Annotated in this window: 13 protein-coding genes and 1 tRNA gene; 7 read left to right on the top strand and 7 right to left on the bottom strand. The window is 58.7% G+C overall.

Translation table 11 applies throughout. The features are described 5' to 3' along the window. Nucleotides 1–751: 751 nt before the first annotated feature. Nucleotides 752–1,285, top strand: a complete 534-nt coding sequence (locus AC6IZO_RS16265) for a hypothetical protein (protein ID WP_497806511.1) — start codon at nt 752–754, stop codon at nt 1,283–1,285. Nucleotides 1,286–1,892: 607 nt separating this feature from the next. Here AC6IZO_RS16265 and AC6IZO_RS16260 read toward each other — a convergent pair. Next, entirely contained in the window at nt 1,893–3,050 is a 1,158-nt protein-coding gene (locus AC6IZO_RS16260; RefSeq protein WP_497806509.1) for a hypothetical protein, read from the bottom strand. Between the two features lie 541 nt (nt 3,051–3,591). Between AC6IZO_RS16260 and AC6IZO_RS16255 the strand changes: the two genes are divergently transcribed. From AC6IZO_RS16255 to AC6IZO_RS16245, 3 genes are all read left to right on the top strand, one after another. Further along, nucleotides 3,592–4,143, top strand: coding sequence for a hypothetical protein (locus AC6IZO_RS16255; protein WP_497806507.1), 552 nt, complete (start codon nt 3,592–3,594; stop codon nt 4,141–4,143). 476 nt (nt 4,144–4,619) lie between these two features. After that, nucleotides 4,620–6,083, top strand: a complete 1,464-nt coding sequence (locus AC6IZO_RS16250; protein WP_497806505.1) for a hypothetical protein — start codon at nt 4,620–4,622, stop codon at nt 6,081–6,083. Then, complete coding sequence (locus AC6IZO_RS16245; protein ID WP_497806502.1) at nt 6,083–6,976, top strand: DNA adenine methylase; 894 nt, start codon at nt 6,083–6,085, stop codon at nt 6,974–6,976. Before AC6IZO_RS16250 ends, AC6IZO_RS16245 begins: the two co-directional genes overlap by 1 nt. 491 nt (nt 6,977–7,467) lie before the next feature. Here the strand turns inward: AC6IZO_RS16245 and AC6IZO_RS16240 are convergent. The 6 genes from AC6IZO_RS16240 to AC6IZO_RS16215 all read right to left on the bottom strand — a co-directional run bounded on the left by AC6IZO_RS16240 (nt 7,468) and on the right by AC6IZO_RS16215 (nt 17,890). Continuing rightward, nucleotides 7,468–7,544, bottom strand: a tRNA-Pro gene (locus AC6IZO_RS16240). Nucleotides 7,545–8,161: 617 nt separating this feature from the next. Next, nucleotides 8,162–10,288, bottom strand: coding sequence for a VWA domain-containing protein (locus tag AC6IZO_RS16235; protein ID WP_497806500.1), 2,127 nt, complete (start codon nt 10,286–10,288; stop codon nt 8,162–8,164). Nucleotides 10,289–10,413: 125 nt separating this feature from the next. Beyond that, nucleotides 10,414–13,842: an outer membrane beta-barrel protein gene (locus AC6IZO_RS16230; protein ID WP_497806498.1), complete on the bottom strand. Its 3,429-nt coding sequence runs from the start codon at nt 13,840–13,842 to the stop codon at nt 10,414–10,416. Nucleotides 13,843–13,859: 17 nt separating this feature from the next. Continuing rightward, nucleotides 13,860–14,642, bottom strand: coding sequence for a DUF5666 domain-containing protein (locus AC6IZO_RS16225; RefSeq protein ID WP_497806496.1), 783 nt, complete (start codon nt 14,640–14,642; stop codon nt 13,860–13,862). Between the two features lie 332 nt (nt 14,643–14,974). Further along, the gene (locus tag AC6IZO_RS16220) at nt 14,975–17,458 is read right to left on the bottom strand and encodes a carboxypeptidase regulatory-like domain-containing protein (protein WP_497806494.1); all 2,484 of its coding nucleotides are present in this window, start codon (nt 17,456–17,458) and stop codon (nt 14,975–14,977) included. A gap of 129 nt (nt 17,459–17,587) precedes the next feature. After that, the gene (locus AC6IZO_RS16215) at nt 17,588–17,890 is read right to left on the bottom strand and encodes a hypothetical protein (protein WP_497806493.1); all 303 of its coding nucleotides are present in this window, start codon (nt 17,888–17,890) and stop codon (nt 17,588–17,590) included. A gap of 166 nt (nt 17,891–18,056) precedes the next feature. Here AC6IZO_RS16215 and AC6IZO_RS16210 point away from each other — a divergent pair, with 166 nt between their 5' ends. The 3 genes from AC6IZO_RS16210 (at nt 18,057) to sixA (ending at nt 21,573) form a co-directional block, all read left to right on the top strand. Then, nucleotides 18,057–18,629, top strand: a complete 573-nt coding sequence (locus AC6IZO_RS16210; RefSeq protein WP_497806491.1) for a class I SAM-dependent methyltransferase — start codon at nt 18,057–18,059, stop codon at nt 18,627–18,629. A gap of 175 nt (nt 18,630–18,804) precedes the next feature. Continuing rightward, the gene (gene ppk1, locus AC6IZO_RS16205; RefSeq protein WP_497806489.1) at nt 18,805–20,961 is read left to right on the top strand and encodes a polyphosphate kinase 1; all 2,157 of its coding nucleotides are present in this window, start codon (nt 18,805–18,807) and stop codon (nt 20,959–20,961) included. A 15-nt stretch (nt 20,962–20,976) separates the two neighbouring features. After that, nucleotides 20,977–21,573 (top strand): phosphohistidine phosphatase SixA, encoded by a 597-nt coding sequence (gene sixA, locus AC6IZO_RS16200; protein ID WP_497806487.1) that lies wholly within the window; start codon nt 20,977–20,979, stop codon nt 21,571–21,573. Nucleotide 21,574: the final 1 nt, after the last annotated feature.

Raw genomic sequence — 21,574 nt, 5'->3', positions numbered from 1 at the left:
TTCTTTCATCATAGGGGGGAGGTTATTCTTGTCAATCGAATCGGCGATGCGCAGGACGCATGTAAAGTACCGCTGCAGGATTTCCCGGGCCTCCGCCAGTTCGTCGTCGGTACAGTTGGGGTAAAGATCCTTGAAATCCTGCTCCATTGGGCAGACCTTACAGCGCTCGGAATCCCCTCTCAAGACGCACCATTCCGCCCGAGCGAATTGAGTCGGCAGAAACCTCTAGGCCATTGGCGTAGATTCTCGACACGTCGCGCACACGAAATCCCCAAGGCACCTTGCGAATCACGTTGAATTCAATGGCTTGGCATCAATGGCATGCCCTGGCCGCCCCTAAACATCCCTCTTATGCAGAATCAGCCGCCTTGCCGGATTCTCTTACGTTGGTACGCTTTCAGGAGAAAGGTCGAAATAGTGCTTGCGGCCTATCGATGAACTCGTCGAAGCCCCATAACCTTCTCCACTTTGCACGACGCCGCACCGGACTCAACCAGCTTGAGCTTGCCCAGCTCCTCGGGTTGAAAACGGATTCTCCATTGCGCAGTTACGAAGTTGCGCACCGCCTTCCGCCACTCGCCGTGGCAATTGCGTACTCAATCGTGTTCCGTACTCCGATTGGCGAACTATTTCCCGAAGCCCATCGGCAGATCAGCGAGGCCGTTGAACGGCGCGTCCGAGCTCTATACGAAGCTCTGTCGCAAACCAGCGCACGGGACCCGCGCGGTGCGACCGTAGCAAAGATACTGTTATGGATGAATCAGCGAAACAGCTAATGCTGAAAGACAGCTCGCCTCAGCGATTACTCGGCATTGACATTCAGGGGCGAGGATTCGCATACATCACGCTGGAAGCCATGACGGTTCTGGACTACGGCAATCGAAGATGCAGCGGGATCAACCGTGCAGCGCTGGCTGCGAAGCGTTTTAGAAAAATTGCCCGCTCTACACAGCCAACACTTGTGATTCTTCGGAACGCTGCCCAGCGCGGGACCACCGATAACGCAAATGCCGTCCGGCAGTGCATCCTGGCGGAGTGCCACACGCAAGGCATTCGGGTAGCGGTCATGCCGGAGACATCCGTCAATCGATATTTCGCCGGGCATGGAGCACAAAGCCAGAGGGAGATGATTTTGACAATTTCAAAGATGCTCCCAAGTTTGGAATGGGCGGTGCCGCCAGAACGCAAGGCATGGCAAAGCGAACATCCGAGAGTCGCCATCTTCGAGGCCGCCGCCTCTGTGCTCAGCTATCTTGATCGCCGTTACCCCGTTCGGCTCTCATAAGAGAATGCCCTCGTCGGCCTCCGGTAACGTAGCCAGAATACGGGCCGTTACTCGAAGGAGGCCGACGAGGGCATTTCAAACGTTGTCACCTGAAATGGCGACTCGAGGTTTCCAGCTACGCCACCGGCGCTGGAGCGTTCGCCTTCCCTGCAGAGGCTGACTTCTTTACCTTCTTCTTTGCAGGCTTCACCCCTGACTTAGCCTTCGCCCTGACCGCTGCCCAGCGCCTCTTCGCAGCTTCCGCAATTCGCTTGCGTCCTTCCGCGCTCAGGTGCCGTGCTCCGCCAGCCCTTGGTGCCTTGCCCGATCCGCTCCCGAGCTGCTCCAGAGCTGCAATAGCTTTATCAAGGCGCTCACGCTCTGCGCGCAGCGCCGACAGCATCTTTGGGATTTCCATAACCCTCCTGACCTGGCGTTCGGGAGAATTACCTCCACAGGCAGGAACGCCAAGTGCTTCGCTCAACAACAAATATCACTTTTAGTATCTCAGATCGCTGCCCGGGATATATAGAAATGTATTAAGTACTCTTTCCCGTGGAGACTTATCTGGAACCAGGTACTACCTGGGCCACAATGTGAAGTGATCAGGCGGCACAGCCGTGGTTCTCTACTTCTCGCGCCACGGGTCATCACGCCAGCCAATCGTCTGCTGCTGCCATCCTGATTCAGGAGTCCATACATCGAGAATCAATGCGCGGTCACGTTCCGGGCAGGCACTCCAGGGGTGGTTAATCCGACCTTCCCGCTCCAATGCTTCGTGGCGGAACTCATGATTTCCGCTTGGAAAGACATACTTAGGTTCAAGCTCCTGCGTAAAGTGATACAAAAAGAAACTGCCGTCTCCCCCGGTTTCAATTTCGACGATGACATCATCCGCGTACGAGCGAAGGTTGAGGGCCACTCCGCAGAGACGATCGCGGGCAGCCACAAGTTCCGTGCGTGGAAACAGGATGTACTTAATGGGGTATCCTGCGGGTTGGTTTTCGTATCGATACCGGCGACGACCTCCGGGTGGCGAACAGCACGCCACACCATCAGCATCAATGATCGCTACAAACGCCTGACTGAATCCATAATTTTCTCCGCAGAGTACCAGCCAACGGCCCTTACTTGTATAAATGAGACGGAGCTTCTCAATAAATCCGGCATTTGCGAACTGGACGGACGGCTTCCCCTCCGCATTGATCCGCAGAATGCACCCCGCCCATCCAGCTTCGTGCAGCAGCGATGTCCAAATTGTGCATTCGCCCAGTGAGTCATCCACCACAACATGGCTGAACGCCCATGCCTTTTCAAATACCCTGCCTCCCCGATCCACCAATGGCGAGTCCGCCTCAAGGCTCCAGAGCAACTCTCCTGTGGCAGAGAAGCAATACATCCTTCCGGCCAGGGCGGGTGCCTCGAACCGGACGGTTACCAAGACTCCCAGCACATCTTGTCCGGGGAGTCTCAGCCGTTGAACACGCCAACCGTCTTGATGTTCTCTTTGAATTGGGGCGGGAAGTGGATAGCTCCACAAAACCTTGTCAGATATCCCGAACGCTACAAGACGATTTCCTTCATACACCACTCGCTCCAGTGCCCCCTGCAACCAAAGGTCAAGCGAGCTTTTTCGCGCCAGCACCGGAGCTTTCGTGTCGCTTGGTCCCCTGCCCGGGCGCAGGGTTGGCAAGTTATCCAACTCCTCCCAGCGCCGCGCCGTCTTCTGGGAGACCTTAAGGTATTCCGCTATCTCTTTCCAGCCATTCAACAGATCGTCGTCCATTGAGATGTCCCAATATGTCCCTTGAGCACCGTTACGACCGTATGCAGTATAGAAGCCCCAGGGTAGTGCTCGAACACTACCCTGGGCCCGCTCACGCGGGGGTATTCACCTACCAAGGAGATGAACACCGTGCGCGCGATCACTACGACTATCCGTAGTGCTACCGGGGTGGGGCCGAAGCCCACTCACGTTAGCACGCATCCTGCTGACTCGCAAGACGTTGGCACACCCCACACGCGCATCCTCCTGCTTGATCCAGATCCCGCGCACCGCGAAAGTACCGCGCGCTCCCTGGCCTTCCATGGGTACAAAGTCACTGCCTGCCCCAGTGCCGAAGCCGCCGTTGCTGAGATCCGGAGCAATCAGTTCGAGATACTCATCATGGTGAGCTTGAAGGCATGGGAGTGGCGGTCCCATCTTGCGCCTGTTCGACGGGCGCTTCAGGAACACGGCAGCGAACCACAGATCATGATTCTGGCACGCGTTTATCGAGGACCACAGGAACGTCTGGAGGCGGAGCGCTGCGGGCTCCGGTATATCTATGAGCGCTGAACCACACATCTCTGCGTTGATAGAAGAACTCGAGTACATAGCCGCTGAGCGCCGGGACCGTTTGGCGCGGGGACCGCTCTTCCGCATTGTGCATCGTTTTCATGTCCCAGAGTTGGGTTGCGCCCCGGGAGAAGAGGTTGGGCTGATCGCGCTCGTCTATCGCGGGCAGGACTTTCCTCTGCCGCTCTCTACTACGCAGCGCATTCTGTTTGACTACCTTGCGCGCCACACCCACTTTCCGCAAAGCGCCGTGCAGATCGCCGCGGGAATCCGAAACGAACCATTTTATTGCTACCACGGCGACAACGCGGGGCCAGACGACAGCCAGAAGCGATGCGTCCCGCGCTCCTCTATCAAAGTCCACATCAGCCGTTTGCGAATTGCCATCGCCCGCGCCGTCCACGAAGTGGGCCTTCGCGCGGAGTCTTGCTCTGTGATGCGTTCCGAGAGGACGGAAAGTAACCAAGTGGCCTATCGCCTCGCGGCGACATTCCAGTGGGTGCATGTCGATCTCAACGCACAATTTGCAGGGGGCGAATGACGGAAGAATCGCGCACGGGAGTACCAGGCAACGCAGTAGGCCCCCTAGCTTGAGACCAGGAGGCCGAGTTCAGCTTTGAAATATCAGGCGCTTTGCTTTCAGCCGAATGCCTTCGACTGTCTGGTCTCCCTGCATTCGCGATGTAGACGAAATTGTGGCGGTCACCACAGCGACGCTGTTCGACGGCTTTTGCGCACTCGCTAGGCAGGAACTGCGGTTGGCTGCCAGTAGCATTCCGGGAGCGAACACCCCATGCGCGCTGCAAAACACCTCAGCCGACCTCGTGACAGTCAACCGTGATTGCTCAGACGCATACTGTTCTCCTGCATTCGCATGTTGGTCAGGGTATTGCGAGATTATTTTCAAGCGAACAAACAGCGAACACCAACAAATTATCTCCCTCTATTCAGCAACTCTGAGTGCTAGGATTCCGGAGTCCCCCAAATTCGTTTTCTTGAATTGCTAACGGAGCAATCATGATCGACTATTCTGGCTGGCGCTCGTCCCGCATAGCGGTGCCAAAACTGTCTCTTGACTCTAAGAACCCACGGCTACCCTACTTGGATACTGGCAAAGAACCAACCTCGCGCGAGATCCTTGCCGAGTTGTTAGCGTATGAAAAAGTGTATGACTTGGCAAAATCAATCGCGGACGTTGGATATTTTCCAAACGAGCGCCTGATCGCAGTCAAAGAGAAAGCTGATTTGGTCGTCATTGAAGGCAATAGACGTCTGGCCGCACTCAAACTCATCCTTAGCCCTCAGTCAGCTCCAGATGCATACGTTTCAAAATTCAGCGTATTGCAAGGGAAAGTAGAACTCGGTGCGCTCAAGAATGTTGAGATCACTACAGCTCCTTCTCGCGAAGACGCCGCCCCGATGATCATTCGCCGTCATACACAACCTGGCGTTAATAGTTGGAAGACAAACCAGCAAGCTAAGTACTATCGCACACTGATGGAGAATCAGAGCGATTCCGAAGTCGAAAGGATCTCCAAGCTGTACGGGATAGACAAATCCCAACTGAGGAGAGATCTCCGTATAGACACGATGTACCAGCTCGCCTGCAACATTGATATGCCGAAAGAAGTTCGTACTGCGGTCACAGATGTTCGAAAATTTAATTATTCAACATTTGAAAGGTTATTCGCAAGCAAGCCTGTTACTGAGACGCTGGGATTTAGATTTGATGAGGCAGGAGGAATTGTAGGCAATATAGATCCTAAGGAATTCAAGAAAGGATTCACCAGAATTCTTAGTGACATCATAAGGGGCACGATCGATACGCGCTCATTGAATTCGACGGAAGATATCACTAATTATCTGGGAAGGCTAGGAAAAGACAGGCCCAACACTTCACTGAAGGGAACCTTCACAAGCTCTACTCTTAGCGGGCGGGAATCGAACGTTAAAGCATCTGTGATCTCACGTGCAAAGACCACCTCGCCGCAGAGAGTCAGTCCATCCATTATTCCTTCTGGCATAAAGTGCGAAGTCTCTAATCTTCGCATTCGCGAAGTGTTTAAGGAACTCAGGCAGACCAAGATTGCGACACATCCATGCACATCAGGGGTAATGCTTCGCGTGTTGTTTGAACTTCTTGTTGCAAATTACCTTATCAAGTCCGGCAAAATAGACGCGATGCTAGCCGGCGGCAAATATAAAGATAAGAAAGACGATTGGCTTCCAACTCTAAGCCAAATGCTGCGAGAGCTACTCAACGATAAAGACTTCAAGCTAGATCGACATGCGAAACGCAATCTTGAGAAAATCGTCAACGACGACAAGCACATCTTTTCAATAGATCGCGTTGACCAGTACCTGCACAACCTGTATGCGGATCCCACTGAACGAGAGCTTCGGGGAGATTGGAACATGATCGAACCTGTCATATTGAAGCTACTTGTCGATCCAGAACAGACAATTCCGGCGGGCAAGTAATGATATCTACAAGTCCGTTACGTTATCCCGGAGGGAAGCAGGTTCTTTCAAAACTGCTTGCAAGACTGATCGAGTTAAACTGCGGTGCAAGATGCGTGTACACTGAACCATTCGCTGGTGGCGCAGGAGCAGCTCTGTCGCTCTTATTCTCGGAGCACGTTTACAGTCTTATTCTCAATGATGCTGATCGGGCCATATATTCTTTTTGGCGCTCGGTACTTAATCAAACAGATGAGCTCATGAAGCTCGTTAATGATACGCCGATCACGGTAGATGAATGGGAACGACAGAAAGCAATCTACAAAAGAGCTTCGCGATCCTCATCGATCGCCAAGCTTGGGTTTGCTGCATTTTATCTTAACCGCTGTAACCGTTCGGGCATCATTGGTAACGGAGGGATCATAGGCGGACGAAGTCAAACTGGCACGTGGAAGATCGACGCTAGGTTCACGCGTAAAACACTATTGAAGCGGATCGAGCGAATTGCTCTCTATCGTGACAGGATTCAGATCTTCAATCTGGACGCAATTGAGTTCTTGAAGGAACAGGTGGCTAAAGACCCAGATCTCGCACGTCGATCTTTTGTCTATCTAGATCCGCCATACTACGATAAGGGCAGCAAGCTATACCTAAACTATTACAGATCAGATGACCACGCCTTTCTGGCCGAGTATGTAAAGAAGCAAAGCTCGTTTAGGTGGGTCATGACATACGACAACGTAAAGGAAATACGAGAACTGTACAAAGGTATGAAGCAGGTCAGCTTCAGTCTTTCTTATAGCGCGAGTACTAGAAAGAGTGGAAGTGAGCTGCTTATCGCTCCGAAAAACGTCGTACTCCCAATAGATTGTTCCAGGTCAATTCCCGTATCTTATCTCAAAATCGCTCAATAGGCAGAAGCATGGCAATATGCTCAAAATCGAACTCTTCACAACGGGGATGAAATAGAAGGAGTCGTGGAGCCTCTATCGCTACTGATCACCTTACGCTCAGGTGCGAGTTCTTGCTTAGCGCCCCTGAACGCAGGGCGCGACGAGAGACATGTTTTCTTTGGACGAATGTCTTCACTCGGGCAGATCAGTTGCGCGCATTGATGGCTGTCGCTTCGGATGCTTTGGCACGGCATGAACACGGCCCAACAAATCGTTCATGATTCACCTCAGTATGCGTTGCCGGATTGCCTTGGCTCCGTCCCCTCAGCAATCTCTGGAATTCAGCCTCGATCTTTCGAGATGCAACTAGAGCAAGGAAAATTGGCCGGAATTCAGCGCGGGAGGACACAAAAGTATTTTGCTTGTGGAGCTGAAAGGATTTTACCGCCTACAAAATCATCTACAGGCAAATTTCGGCGGGTTTGAAAAGAATTGTATCTTATTGAAAATAATGGTCGGGGAGAGAGGATTTGAACCTCCGACCCCCTGGTCCCGAACCAGGTGCTCTACCAGGCTGAGCCACTCCCCGACACACGGTGGGCGCGGTGAAGACCGCGTACAAAAAGAATTATAGCAGAGCCAACACGCGTTTGCCGAACCAGGCCAACAAGAGCTGTGAATTTCTTCTCCCGGCGCAATATTCATGCGGGTCTCCGATTGCACTTGCCCCCTTGCAAGCAGCTTGCGCCTGGCAGGGATGCGGCGGAACGAGCACGTGACGGCGCGAAACCAACTGGTCGCCTCCTTGCGCATACCGACATTGCAATCGGCAGCTTCACTGCAGAATGCCCCGCACGCCGACATTCTCCATCACGGTCTGGAGGTGCGCAGGCATTCCCGCTCTCTAACTTCTCGCGGGCGAGAGAACCGTCGTACAGAACTCAGGCGTGAACAAGCATCAGAGCCAGCGCAGCGATGCTCAACTCATGCGGGTTGCCGGCGGGACCAACGCGCGGCGCACGCATGGCCGTCGCCACATTCGATGCGGATACGCGGAGCAACCCTATCCACTTGACGATTTTGAAATTTTCCGCTGATCCGTCGATTGCGGGACGATTCCGCTCGCATCTCCGAAGAGCATTGCAGACTGCGAACGCCCGCCGGAGAGGTGGGCATTCTGATTGGAACCATTACGTTGTCCGCGGCCTAGCTGGCAGGCGCAGCCGACGCAGGTTGTGGCGCGGGCGTTGCCGGAACCACTGCAGGCTTCGCGGCGGGCGCTGTCTCCACTGGCGGACGCACGAGGATTGGCAGGCGCGGAAAGGCGAATGTGCCTGCTGCATCATCGATCAGGCTGACCTGCACGGTGTACCAGCCGGGCTTCAACTCGTTGAGTGGCACCTCAAACTGGAAGGCCGCAGCCTTGCGATCCGGCGCGCTGAGTGTGGTGGCCTCCACCGGCTTGGTCTCGTAGGCCTTCACCTTGCCGCGGAAGAACTGGATGCTGGTGAGGACGCGGATTTCCTGCTTCGGCGCCTTGGCTTCCTTCGCGTCCTTTGTCTCTCCAGCCTTTGGCTTCGCCGGGTCGTAGAGTTCGTAGTAGAGCAGCATGGGCTTGTCCGTGGTGAAGACGTGCGCCACGTTCGGCACAATCTCCTCGCCATTGGCCACCAGCGGACTGCTCGTCCTGCGCTTTGCCGCCTGCGCCTTCTGGCTGGAGAGCACGACGGTGCTCATGCGGAAGGGCTGCTTGTGCATGTCCGGCACAACAATGTCGGTCTCAAACGAGCCGGTGCGGCCGTTCTGGTTCTCGCGCACCACAAACTTCAGGTGATAGGTACCGGCCGGAAGGGTGAAGCCGGTGTTGTACTGCACGTTGCGGCTGCGCACCTGCTGCGCGCCTTCTACATTCAGCTTCACGGTTTCGCGCGCTTCGCCCACGGGGATCTTCGTCTTCTGCTCGCGCACCAGTCCGGCAAAATCGAGCGTGGCCTTGTCCTTATCGCTGGAGCTGTTGAACGGAATGGCCGAACCCGGCACCACCACGCTGACCGGGATGAAATAGCGGTCGCTGGAAACGCGGAAGATTTCCGATGCCAGATACACCGGCAGATCCGTGGTCGGCAGCTCGCTCATCAACTCCTCGGTGAGCTGCATTTCGCGGTCTTCCTTCGCCATGTGATGGAAGTCGCGCGGGCCGTAATATCCGCGGCGATAGTCGAGCTTCGCATCGGTGCGGTTCAGCTTGACGGTGATGCGGCGGTAGCGTCCGTCGCGCATGGCGTTTGTGCTGCGGTAGCCGATCAGGTAATAGGTCTCGCTGTCGGCCTGAACCTTGTCGTAGGCTTTGGTGAAATCGTTGGTGTCAAGGAAGGCCTTGCCGCCGGTGTCATTCGCGATGGTGACCAACGTCTCCTGGCTGGAGAAGTTGGAGTCAAGCTGGTCCTGCACGGCCTGTCCGCTGTAAGCGCCCTGCCCCTGCATGCTGCCGCTGGTGGCGTCTCCGCCCGGAGGCAGCGCCTGCAGGCCACGCGAATCGACCGGATAGATGGCCATGTTGGCCTTGACCGAGGCGTTGATGGCCGCGCGCAACTGCGCCTGGTTTTCCGTGCCGGTACGCGTCATGCCGCCGCTGAAGTAGAGCACACTCTTCTTCTGCTCCACGCCAGCGAGACTTTGCGCCAGCGAGGTCAGCGCCTGAAGACGGCGGTCGGTGTTGAAGGTGTTGTACTCAGTGTCATCTGAAGTGTAGGTGCCGCCGGTATCGGCGGTGCCATCACTGGAGCCAGTGGTGCCGTTGGTGAGACCAGCGCCTTCAATGCCCTGTATCGCGTCGAGCGCAGCCGCCAGTTTCTTTTTGTCGGTGGTGAAGTCCTGCTTGACGGAGAGCGACGTGTCGAAGGTGACAATCGAGACGAGGTCCCCGGCGGTCATCTGCTTATCCAGAAATTTGCGCGCGCTCGTGGCAGCGCGCTCCAGCTCGTCGGTCTCCATCGCGCTGGTGTCAAACATCAGAACGATCAGGCGACGGTCACGAATCTTATTGGTGGGCTTGGTGGTCGTGGTCAGCAGCGCCACTTCAAGCGGCGCGCCCTGCGCCTCCGCCTGATCGGGACCGGCCTTGGAATACTGCGCCACATCCTGCACGTCAAAGCTGAGCAGAGTTTGCGCCTTGCCGTCTTCGAGCACGGTGAAGTCTGACTTCTTCAACCCGCGCACGGGCCTGCCGTTCTTGTCGCGGACAGTCACGTTCACCAGCACCAGCTCAGACTCACCCTTGATGGTGAACTGCGCTTCGGGCGGCGGGCCCTGCATGTCCGGCGGAGGCCCCATGGGTTCCTGGGCAAGCAGCGCACAAGGCGCGAGCAAGGCTGCGAATGCGGCCTGCCCCATCAGCCGCCGCCAGGTTTTCCAAGAACCACAAAGCATCCCAAACTCCATTGCCGCGTGCGCCGTCATCAGAAGCGGAAGCGCGACGAAACCGTAATCTTGCGCATGGAACTCACGCCCGTCACCTGTCCAAAGGTCTGCGAGTTCACCGTGGTGTCGATGTTCGACCAGTTGGCATGGTTGAAGATGTTGTTGGCATCAATGCGCAGCTCAAGTCCACGCGTTTCTTTCACCACAATATTCTTCATCAAACTCATGTTGAACATGATGCTGCCGGGGCCGATGATCGTGTTGCGTCCGGCGTTGCCATAGGTGCCGGAGGCGGGTGACGAGAACGCCGCGGTGTTGAAGAACTGCGCCAGCGTGCGATGGACGATTGAAATCGATTCGCCGTTGTAGTTGGCGCGCAGGCTGCCGTTGCTGCCGCTGTTCACTTCGCTCGTGCTTCCGCTGACCTTTGCGGTGAACGGCGTGCCCGAAGCGATCGTGGTTGAGCCGGACACGGTCCAGTCGCCAAAGACGCGCTGCATCCAGCCTTCATCGGCCAGCCAGTGCTTGCCGGTGCCGAACGGCAGTTCATACATCCAGTCGCCGCTGAACTTGTGGCGCTGGTCAAAGCTCGAGAGGCTGCGCTCTGCGCGCAGGTCCTTATCGTTCTGCGCCACCGTAACCGAGCCGTTGCCAATGGACGATGCGTTGTCAATCGACTTGGAGAACGTATAGGTACCGCCCACGGAGACGCCCTTCGCCATGCGCTTGCGCAACCGCACGCTCATGCCGTGCATGATGGAGAAGCCCTGCGAGGTCTCCCAGTTGTAGGCTTCGGCGTTCTCGTCAATGTAGCCGGTGGCGGTGCGGTTGGGCTGGCGCATCATGTCGAGCGCGGTGCCCTTGCTGCCGGTGTAACCCACGTTCAACAGCAGCGAGCGCGTCAGCTCGCGCTGCACATTCAGGTTCCACATCTGCACGTAGCCGAGGCGATAGTTCGGGTCCACACCGTAGGTGTTGGTCAGCACCGAGCTTGAAACCGGAGTGGTGAGCGCGCCCGCCAACGTCAGCAGCGAATTCTCTGTCGCAGTCAGCGTCTGCGCCACCGCATAGGGCGGTTGCACGGCCAGGTTGCGCGCTACCGAGCGGTACTGGCCCAGATTGTAGTTGATGCCGTATCCGGCGCGGATGACCGTCTTGTCTCCCAACGGCTTCCACGCCAGACCAATGCGCGGCGCAAAGTTCCAATGCTGCGGATTCACCAGCGAGCGGCTCGCGCCGTTCTGCCCCGCATAAACCGCAGTCACCGACGTGAAGTCCGACGACGGGTTCAGATTCACCAAGCGATTGCTGTCTTCCGTAAAGGGCGAAATGTACTCATAGCGCAGGCCAACGTTCATGGTGAAGTTGCCGCGTGCGCGCCAGTCGTCCTGCACGAAGAGGTCGAAGCCGTGGTTCGTCAGGTGGTCGGTGGCGGAGTTGTAGTTGATCTTTGCGCTCTGCGCGTAGCCCAGAAGAAAGTCGGCGAAATCCCAGCCCGTGCCGCTGATGGCATTGCCGCCTGTGTCCTTCTGCGACGTGGCAAAGCCCGTGAAGGTGAACGAGCCGCGCGGGTTGCTGCTGTTGTGCAACAGGGTGGTCATGCGCCGCCAGTCTCCGCCGAAACGGATGCTGTGCTTGCCGCGCACCAGGCTCAGGGTCTCACTCATGTTGAGTGCCTGGTCGTTCTGCTTGCTCGGCGTAATGTCACTGAGGCCGAGGTATTGCGCAAAGGTGATGGCCGGCACGCCCCAATCGGCGGCATTGCTGGAGCCGCCGGCAATGCCGAGCGCGGATTCAATGTCTGAGACGCCGGCAAAAAGGTTGTGGGTCTCGTTGCGGTTGCGGTTCCAGCTCACGCGGAAGTTACTGCTCAGCTTGCGGCTGCCCGCCGACCATCCGCCGCTCAGGTTCAAACCGTTCGAGTGCGAGATGCCGCGTAGCGCGTCAATGGCGGTCGCCGAGTGTCCATCGCCATTCGTGTAGTTGAAGGCGACGTTGACGTTGTTGTGCACGCGGTTGCGTCCGCCGCCCATCCCCGGAGGCCCCGGCATGGCCGAGCCCTTGAAGTTGTGCGTCAGGCGCGCGGAGATGTTGTCACTCGCGCTGTCGGTGTTTCCCGAGTAGTGATAGTTCTGCGCGCTGCTGCTCGTCACGTTCGGCGTCGGAATGAACCGGCTGAGTAACTGCATCTGCGGGCTGTTTGCATCGAGCATGTTGCCGATGTCGCAGTTGGTCAGCGCCGCATTGGTCAGTGGATTGTAGAGCTTCACCGCTTGGCCCTTGCTGGTACCGCTGGTGTAGAGCGTATTGCAGAAGTTGCCCGAGCGCTCGGCCAGCGTCGGCACCGTGGCGTCGCCGGAATAGGGCGTTGCCGAACGGCTGCCCATGTAATTCAAGAAGTAAGATGTCTTGCCACCGTCGTCGTAAACGTGCGGAATCTTCAGCGTGCCGCCGATACTGGCTCCGAAGCGGTTTGACGAGTAGTCGGTCTTTCGCTGCGCCGAGGAAGAAGTCAGCGCGTAGGGTGCGGCGTCCAGCGCGGAGTTGCCTGCCGTGTAGGTGACCATGCCATGCGGCTGGTTCACGTTGAACCTGCGCAGAATACGCATGGAACCGGGGCCGCCCATCATCATGGGACCACCACCGCCGCCTCCAGGTCCACCTCCCCCCGGACCGCCACCACCGGGTCCTCCGCCGCCGGGGGCGCCACCTTCACCACCGCCCTGGAAGCCAATGCCCTCCGGCAGTTGTCCGGAGGCCCGCATCTCTTCCAGCCGGTCGCGAAAATCCTCCAGGCTGTTCAGCCCGAAGTCGCGCGTCTGCCCGGCCTGACCGCTTACGCTCACTGCCGCATTGGCGGCGTCGGCGGAATTCGCCAGCGCCGGCATGCCAGCCAGCGGCGTGTCACCACCGGAAACTTCCGTGCCGTTGGCGTCGCTGTTCGCGGTCAGCTTCTGGGTGGAGCGGGTGCGGCCGCCGGAAGATGCCACCACGCTTGCGAGCAGGCTGGCCGTGTCAGTGGCATTGTTGGTGTCTGTCGTTTTTGGCACACGCGAGAGCAGAACCAATTCAAAATCTGACTTGGACTGCGAAGCCTCCGGCGTCAGGACCACCTCGGCGGTCTGCGTGTTGAACGCGGGAAACTCCGCGCGCAGCACCCACTTGCCGCGTCCGGGCAGCACCAGTCGGTAGCTGCCATCCACATCCGTGGAGCTGATGACCTTGCGACCGGTGAGTGAATGTGCGGCCGTGATGCTGACGCCGGGCAGAGGCGTTTTGCCGTTCCTGACCGTGCCGTGTATGACGTATTCAACCGCCTGCGGCGCCACGCTGACAGCAACTGCCTGCGATGGCACAGAAGGCACGGCCGCTGGAGTGCTATTCTGCGCCGCCAGCGGACCGTTGAATGCAATGAGCACGGCTCCGGCTACAACCGGCAAAAGCGTGCTGCCCGAAAAACGAAACATCGCCAACTCCTGAACCGTTAAACCGTGGGACCTTGCCCGCCCGTCGGCGGCTGCTGTGCGCCTCCCTCGGGAGGTTGCGCGCCATCAGGAGGAGGCCCACCCGGGCCGGCGTGTCCGCCAGGGCCTTGGCCGGGACGCGCCGGCATCCTGCGCAGTTCGGTCGGCACAAAAACGTTGTTCTTCAAGGCGCCGCGGCCGCCCACATGGTCGCCCACCTTGAAGTCGGCAAGCGTGATGCTCTCCTGCCCGCGTCCGGCGCGGAACGAGGTGCTGTCGTCCACTTCGATCACCTGCTCCACGTTGTCCATGCGCTTGATGGTCAGCTTGGTGCCGTCGATCTTGGTGATTTCGCCCATGATGAACGTCTTGCCCATGTCGGCCATGTTCGGGCGCTCGCCCATCATGCCCTGTCCGCCCGGACCACCGGGACCGCCCGTACGCGAGCCGACCATCTTGGCCGTCCAGACGCCGTCCTTGTCCTTTTCACCACCCACAAATACGGTGTCCCCAACTTTGAAGTCAGCAAGCTTGGCTTCCGCGCGGTCTTTGCGGAATTTGGTCTCGGCTGTGACTTTCACTTTGGCGGTATCACCATGGAAGGTCTTGACGGTGATGATGCCGTCCTTGATTTCAGTGATGGTACCGGCCACGCCGGGAGGCATGCGATGCTCGCCCTGCATGCCGGGGCCACCCTGTCCGCCACCCATAGGCGGCCCCTGCGGGTCGTCCGGCTGGGCGAACGCGGCGAGGGTGAACAGGGCCACGAACGCGGCGACGAATAACTTGCGCTGCAATTTCATATAGATTCCTCTGCGTGAGAACTCACTCGACTTCGGCTACGAATTTATTCTCATGCAGCATAGACGCACCTGCGCAGCGGAACTTCCTTAAGAATCGTAACGAAGTACGTACGTGCATGTTACAGAGACCGAGAGTGGCTGAAACCGCGGAGCTTGCGGCTGCCACGTTCCCTGAAAGTGCCGGAGCCGAACTGCGGCTACGCAAAAGAAAGAGGGCAGGAGATTTCTCCCACCCTTCGCCGTGCAGTGTTGCAAAGTCATCCACTGAAGATCGTGAAGAAGGCCCCTGTGCAGCCGCCACGGCTGTTCGCAGAGGCCATCCACGACTCTCGTTAGAAGTGGAAGCCGATCTCTCCGGTCACGCTGCGGGGAGCCAGAAAATGCGTGCCGCTGAAGGTCGACATGAAGTTATAGAGCGCGGCTTCGTTGGTCAGGTTCGCCACTGTCAATCGCAAACTCACCTTGCGGTGGTCGCCGCCGAACAGGTTGTCGGTGCCGATGGCGGCATCGAAGGTGTTGCGCGGCGCAATGCGTGACGGGCTCTTGTCGGCATTCACCACCGAGGGCACACGGATGCGCGTCGCAGCCAGCCCTGCCGAACACGCGGTGATCGGCGAACCGGGTGTGGCGTACACCGAGCCGCAGTGCAGGCCGATTTGTGCCTGCTGATCACCGGTGAAGCCGAGCATGTCGGTAAGGCTATTGACCGAGCCTGCGACCTGACCGCTCTCATACGACCACGTGAAGCCGAGCCACGGCAGGCGCTTGCCCGGCTGCCATTGCACGTGCGCGGTCTGTTCAAAGGCCTGGTCGTGATCGATGCGGAAAACGCTGTCATCCACCGGCGAGTTGAACAGGATTCCGCCCAGCTCCGGCCCGAAGAACCGCGCACGGGTATGCCCCATCACGCTGTAGGCGCTGATGCCGTGAATGGTCGGCATGGTCAGGCGCACGGAGACACCGTCAATTTTGGACTTGCGCCACTGGATGGGGAATGCCAGCGGCGTGTTGAACAGCACATCGAAATCATAGTCATCGTGCGTGAACTTCCAGAAGTAACTGGCGTCCACCTGGAGATACCTGCCGAGAGTCTGCTGCACGCCGGTCTCGAAGTGATCACGCACGGCGGGCGTAAGCGGCTTCTCTCCGAACGCACCGGCATCGCCCGCCAGCCCGCCTGCGCCGGTGGAGCTGCTGAGCACGAGGTTCTCGTTGTAAGGCGAGAGCATGAAGCGGCCATAGGAAGCACGCAGCACGCTCTTGGTCTTCGGCACAAGGTATGACGCGCCCAGGCGCGGCTGGAACTGGTAGCGGCTGCTGAGGCCGTTGTAATTGTCTCCGCGCAGACCAAGCGAGAGCGTCACGTTCTTCAGCTTGATGGAGTCCTGCAGGTAGGCGGCTTCCTGCTTGATATCCGCCGTGCCGCGGAACTGGAACAGCGAGCCGCCGTTGGCGATGTTGTAGGGCGCCAGCGACTCATCCGTGTTCGTGGGATCGGTAATGCCGAGTTGGAAGAACTCCGACAGGAAGGTGTGCTGGAATTGCACGCCGGCCTTGATGTTGTGGATGCCCTTGGAGTAGGAGTAGTCGGCCTTGAAGCCCGCGTTGGTCAGGCGGCGGCGCTGCGCCAGGGAAGCATCCTGGTCATCAAGCAGGTTGGCGCTCGGATAGTAGTTCACGCGATCCTGCCGCGCATAGGCGTTCACGGTCAGCAGCGAATGGTTGTTGATCTGGTGCGTGTAACCCGGCGCAACGTTCCAACTGTACTGCTGTTGGCGCTGATCCTGCCCCATCGCCTGCTGGTCGTACTGGTTCGGCGTCTGGAACCAGCTGCGTGCGAGCGAAACATTCAGGTGGAGCGAATCGCGGTCGTTGAGCTGGTAATCAACACGGTCGAAGAAGCTCTCGGCGTTGCCACGGTCATGCAGCGGATGGAATTCAGGCGAGTCGAGGAAACGGCCGCTGCGCAGACCATCAATGGCCAGGAAGTTGCCGTACTTGCTGGAGCCCTTACTCAAATTCAAAGACGTGCTGGCCGAGCCGAACGTGCCGTAGGAGAAGCTCAACTCGCCACGTAGCGGCGCCACACCAAGACCGCTCTTGGTGTTGGTGCGGACCACGAGGCTGGCCTTGTCGCCGAACTCGGCCGGAGCCACGCCGCTGATGGCCTCCATTGAATCGATGGTGTTCATCGAGATTTGGTTGCTGAAGGCGCGGCTCTGCTGGTCGGTGATGGGCTGGTTGTCAATGACGAACGACGTGTCGGCGTGCTCGCCCTGCGGGTGGAACATGCCGTTGGAATCGGCCGCCACGCCCGGCGCCGACTGCGCAATCACGGAACTCAGGGCGGTGCTGCTGGTCGCAATGGGCAACTTGTCGAGCAGCCCGGAATCAATATCGGTGTGCGCGGTGGGCGTGCTCTCCACGGCAATTTCATTGCTGCTGCCGGCGTCCACGTTCACCACCGTCTGGCTGGTGGCAACCTCCAGGGTCAGGTTCACCGTCACCGGCACACTGGAATGAACATCAATGTTGCGGTCCGAATTCTTGAACCCCACGACGCTGACGCGCACATGGTAGGCGCCGAAGGCCAGGCTGGTGATGCTGTATGCGCCCTGCGCGTTGGTGTTTACGGCGGACTTATAGCCGGTGATGGCGTTGCTCACCTCGACCCTGGCATCGGGCACCACGGCGCCGCTCGCATCTTGAACCACACCTTGAAGGGTGGTGGTGCTGCCCACGCTCTGCGGGTCCGCCGCGGCCAGTGCCGCCGAAAGCCAGAGCAGAATGGTCAACCCTGTCGTTAGAAACTTCATGGACTAATCTCCAAATTCATCCGGCCGCCATGCACGGAATATCAATCGATGCGCGACCGGCTCTGCTATGAGTGCTGTTGTATGAAAATGACTCTTTGATTCGCCGCTGGGAACGCGGCTGCCATTGCACTAACAGGATGGAGGAGCCCGGGAGGGAGCATGAGGATGCGTGGGACTGCCAACCTCACGCGAATCTGAGGCCTGCAACAGTTGCACCACCACCGGATGCCAGTCCAGCGCCGGCGCCGCATCCATCTCCACCACGGCCGAGGCCACGCGGCAGACCGCGCACTCGTCCATGGTGTTGTTCTGGAGATCGGTAACGTACGAGGTGGTGTGGCCAAGACACGGCGGAAAGCCATGCAGCGTCGGGTGCACCAGCAGGTGCACGAACAGCAGCAGCGCAATGCAGACTTTCGTGGTGTTCTTCATGCAAGACCCAATAACATTAAGTATGCAGCGGACGCCGAAAGGTTGCAAAATCTCGCAACCACGCCCGGCACGTGTGACTCTGTATCATCATGCGAGATACCGGGAGCTTTTCCGCGGATCACAACTGTTTCCGCCCTGGCAATCGTCGCGTATCATGGAAACTGTCATGCTTGAAGAACAGATCAAATGGGATGCGCGGTACAGCGAAAACCCCGCCGACTGGAACGAACCGGAAAACACGCTGCCGGAGTTGTACACCAAATTCGTAGCTCCGCACTTTCCCCGCCCTACGCGCGCCATTGATTACGCCGGTGGCGCCGGCCGCAACTCGCTGTGGCTTGCACAACAGGGCTGGCAGATGACGCTCATCGATGTCTCGACCGTGGCGCTTTCGCTCGCACAGCAGCGCTTTGCCAAAGCCGGGCTTACGCTGGAAACGCAGCAGGTAAACCTGGACACCTACGAACCTCCGACGGAAGCCTTCGACCTCGCGCTGGTTATCTACTTCATGCGCCGCCCGCTGTTTCCAAAGATCGCCGCCTCGCTGCGTCCAGGCGGATTCCTTATTTATAAGACGCACACCGCCATGGAAGGTCCCGGCAACGAACGCCATTACCTGATGGGCCCGGGCGAACTGCGCACGGCATTCCCGCAACTGGAAGTGCTCGACTACCAGGAATTCCCCGGCAAGCGCGGTCTTATCTCTCAACTGGTGGCGCGCCGCCCGCTGCACCGCTGACGTTCTGTTCGGCGGCGCAGTGCCCGCGCCGCCCGCTCATCCTCTCGACATATCCCTCGCCAAGCTGCGGACTCCGGAAGCTCCTTCCCTCACGACTCCATTCCGTTGCTATAATCTCCGGGCCGCATGTTTATTGGGCGTTGTAACACTCCTTTAACAATTGCTCGTCATTCCCATGGCTACCCGCACGCTCGAAAATCCGGACTACTACCTGAACCGAAGCCTCTCGTGGCTCAGCTTCAACCGTCGCGTGCTGGAGGAAGCAGAGGACTCCAGCAATCCACTGCTGGAGCGCGTGAAATTTCTGGCGATCACCGCCAGCAACCTTGATGAGTTCTTCGAAGTCCGCATTGCAAGCCTGCTGCAGCGCATTGAAGACGGCCACACCGAACCCGGCCCCGACGGGTTGACGCCGCTCGAGGAAAGCCACCTGGTGGCGGACGCCGTGCACAAGTTCGTGCACCAGCAATACGAGTGCTGGAATGAACAACTGCGTCCCGCACTGGCCGAGGAGGGCATTCACGTCCGTTCGCTGGCGGAGCTTGACGACACGGCGCGCGATTTTGTCGACGACTATTGCCTGCGCGAGCTGGACCCGCTGCTGACGCCGGTCACCGTCGACCCGGCGCACCCGTTTCCCCGCGTCATCAACAAAGCCTTATGCCAGGCGTTGCTGCTGCGCCGCCGGCGCCGCAACGCGCAGATCTACATGGGCGTGGTGACCGTGCCGCGCGTGCTGCCGCGGCTGGTGCGCCTGCCCGAAGAAGAGGGCGCGTATAGCTGCATTGCACTGGCCGACCTGGTGGCCATGCATGCCGCGCGCATGTACCGCGGTTACGAGATTCTCTCCGAGGGCGCGTTCCGCATCACGCGCAACAGCAACCTCTATTTGCAGGATGAGGAATCGCGCAGCGTGCTGGAGAGCGTCCGCACGGAACTGCACAACCGGCGCAAAGGCGACGCCGTGCGCCTGGAGATTGACGCCGAAGCGGGCAGCGAAATTGTTACGCGCCTGCGCGCGGTCTTCGATCTCGACGAGTGGCAGGTCTTCCCCACGCCCGGCCCGGTCAACCTGTCGCGACTGCTGCACCTATATGGCGAGGTCAATCGCCCGGAGTTGAAGTTCAAGCCGTTCATCGCCCGCGAGTGGACACTGCCGAAGGGCTGCGATGACGTGTTTGCCGCCGTGCGCCAGAAGGACGTGCTGCTGCACCATCCGTATGACTCCTACAACGGCGTGGTCAGCTTTATTGAGAGCGCGGCCAAGGACCCGCGCGTGCTCTCCATCAAGCAGACACTCTACCGCACGAATTCCGACTCCCCCATTGTGCAGGCCCTGATGGAGGCTGCCGCCACCAAGGAAGTCACGGTCGTCGTGGAAGTGAAAGCGCGCTTTGACGAAGCCTCCAACATCAAGTGGGCGCGCGAAATGGAAGATGCCGGCGTGCAGGTCTTTCACGGGCTGGTCGGCCTGAAGACGCACTGCAAGCTCGCGCTGGTGGCGCGCAAAGACCCTGACGGCGTCATGCGGCGCTACCTGCACCTCGGCACCGGCAACTACAATCCCTCGACCGCGCAGTTCTACACAGACCTGAGCCTGCTGACGGCGAACCCCGCGCTGACCGAAGCGGCGCACAAGGTTTTCAACTATCTGACGGCCTACGCCGAGCAGCCGAATTACGATCCGCTGCTGGTTGCACCCGTCGGCCTGGCCGAGCACACCATCAACTTGATTGCACGTGAGGCTGAGAACGCGCGCACCGGACGCCCCGCACGCATCATCGCCAAGGTGAATTCGCTGCTCGACAAGAACGTGGTGCAGGCGCTCTATCGCGCTTCACAGGCGGGCGTTGAAATCGATTTGATCGTCCGCGGCATCTGCTCGCTCAATCCCGGAGTGCGCGGCATCAGCAACCGCATACGCGTGCGCAGCATTGTCGGACGCTTCCTTGAGCATAGCCGCATCTATTACTTTGAGAACGCCGGCGAGCCGGAGCTATACCTTGGCAGCGCCGACTGGATGCCCCGCAATCTTTACGAACGCGTCGAAGTCGTCTTCCCAGTACTCAACCCGCTGCTGCGCGAGCGCGTCACGAAGGAGATACTGGCGGCGCAACTCGCGGACAACGTGAAGGCGCGCCTGCTCACACGTGGCGGCAACTATATGCGGCCGCCGCTGAAGCATGCAGCGCCGTTCAACTCGCAGGAGTTCCTCATTGACGTTGCCGAGGGGCGCAAGGACGCAACATCAATTCCCGAACACGCCCCGGCGCGTTCCCGTCGAGCCACAACTCCGCGTCCACGCAGGCCGAGAACGCGGCGCAGCGAATAGGAATCAGGAACCGTCATGATCGTCTTCATTCTTCGCCATGCCAACGCCGGACAAAAGCGGTTGAACCCCAAGGTGGACGACAAGCGCCCGCTCGACGCCGAAGGCATTGAGCAGAGCCGCTACATTGGGCGTCTGCTTTCGGCAATGGATGTGCACGTTGACCTGATCGTGAGCAGTCCGCTCAAGCGCTCCACGCAGACCGCCGCGCTCGTGGGCAATGAAATTGGCTATGAGGGACGTCTGGTGGTCGACAACGCCATGAAGCCGACGGCAACCTTCCAGCAGTTTGAGTCTCTGCTGCGCACCTGCTCCAAGCTCGAAGCAATCATGGTGGTCGGGCACAACCCGAACATGGCGCGTTTCCTGTCGCTGTTGGTGACGCGCGGCGCGAGCGAACGCGCCATCGAGATGAAGAAGGGCACGGTTGCGCGCGTGGACGTGAACGCCAAACGCGCCATCCTGAACTGGATGATCACGCCAAAGATCGCCAAGGCCTACTACCTGTCGATTCCCGGCAACAAGCCGCTGGAAAAATCCTCGGCTCCGAAGGAACCACTGCCCGTGGCACGCCGCGTGGCCAAGCCTGCGCGCAAAACGGCTCCAAAGCGGTAGC

This window comes from Oryzophilus luti, assembly GCF_059726245.1.
This window is presented reverse-complemented; position numbering and strand designations above follow the sequence as displayed.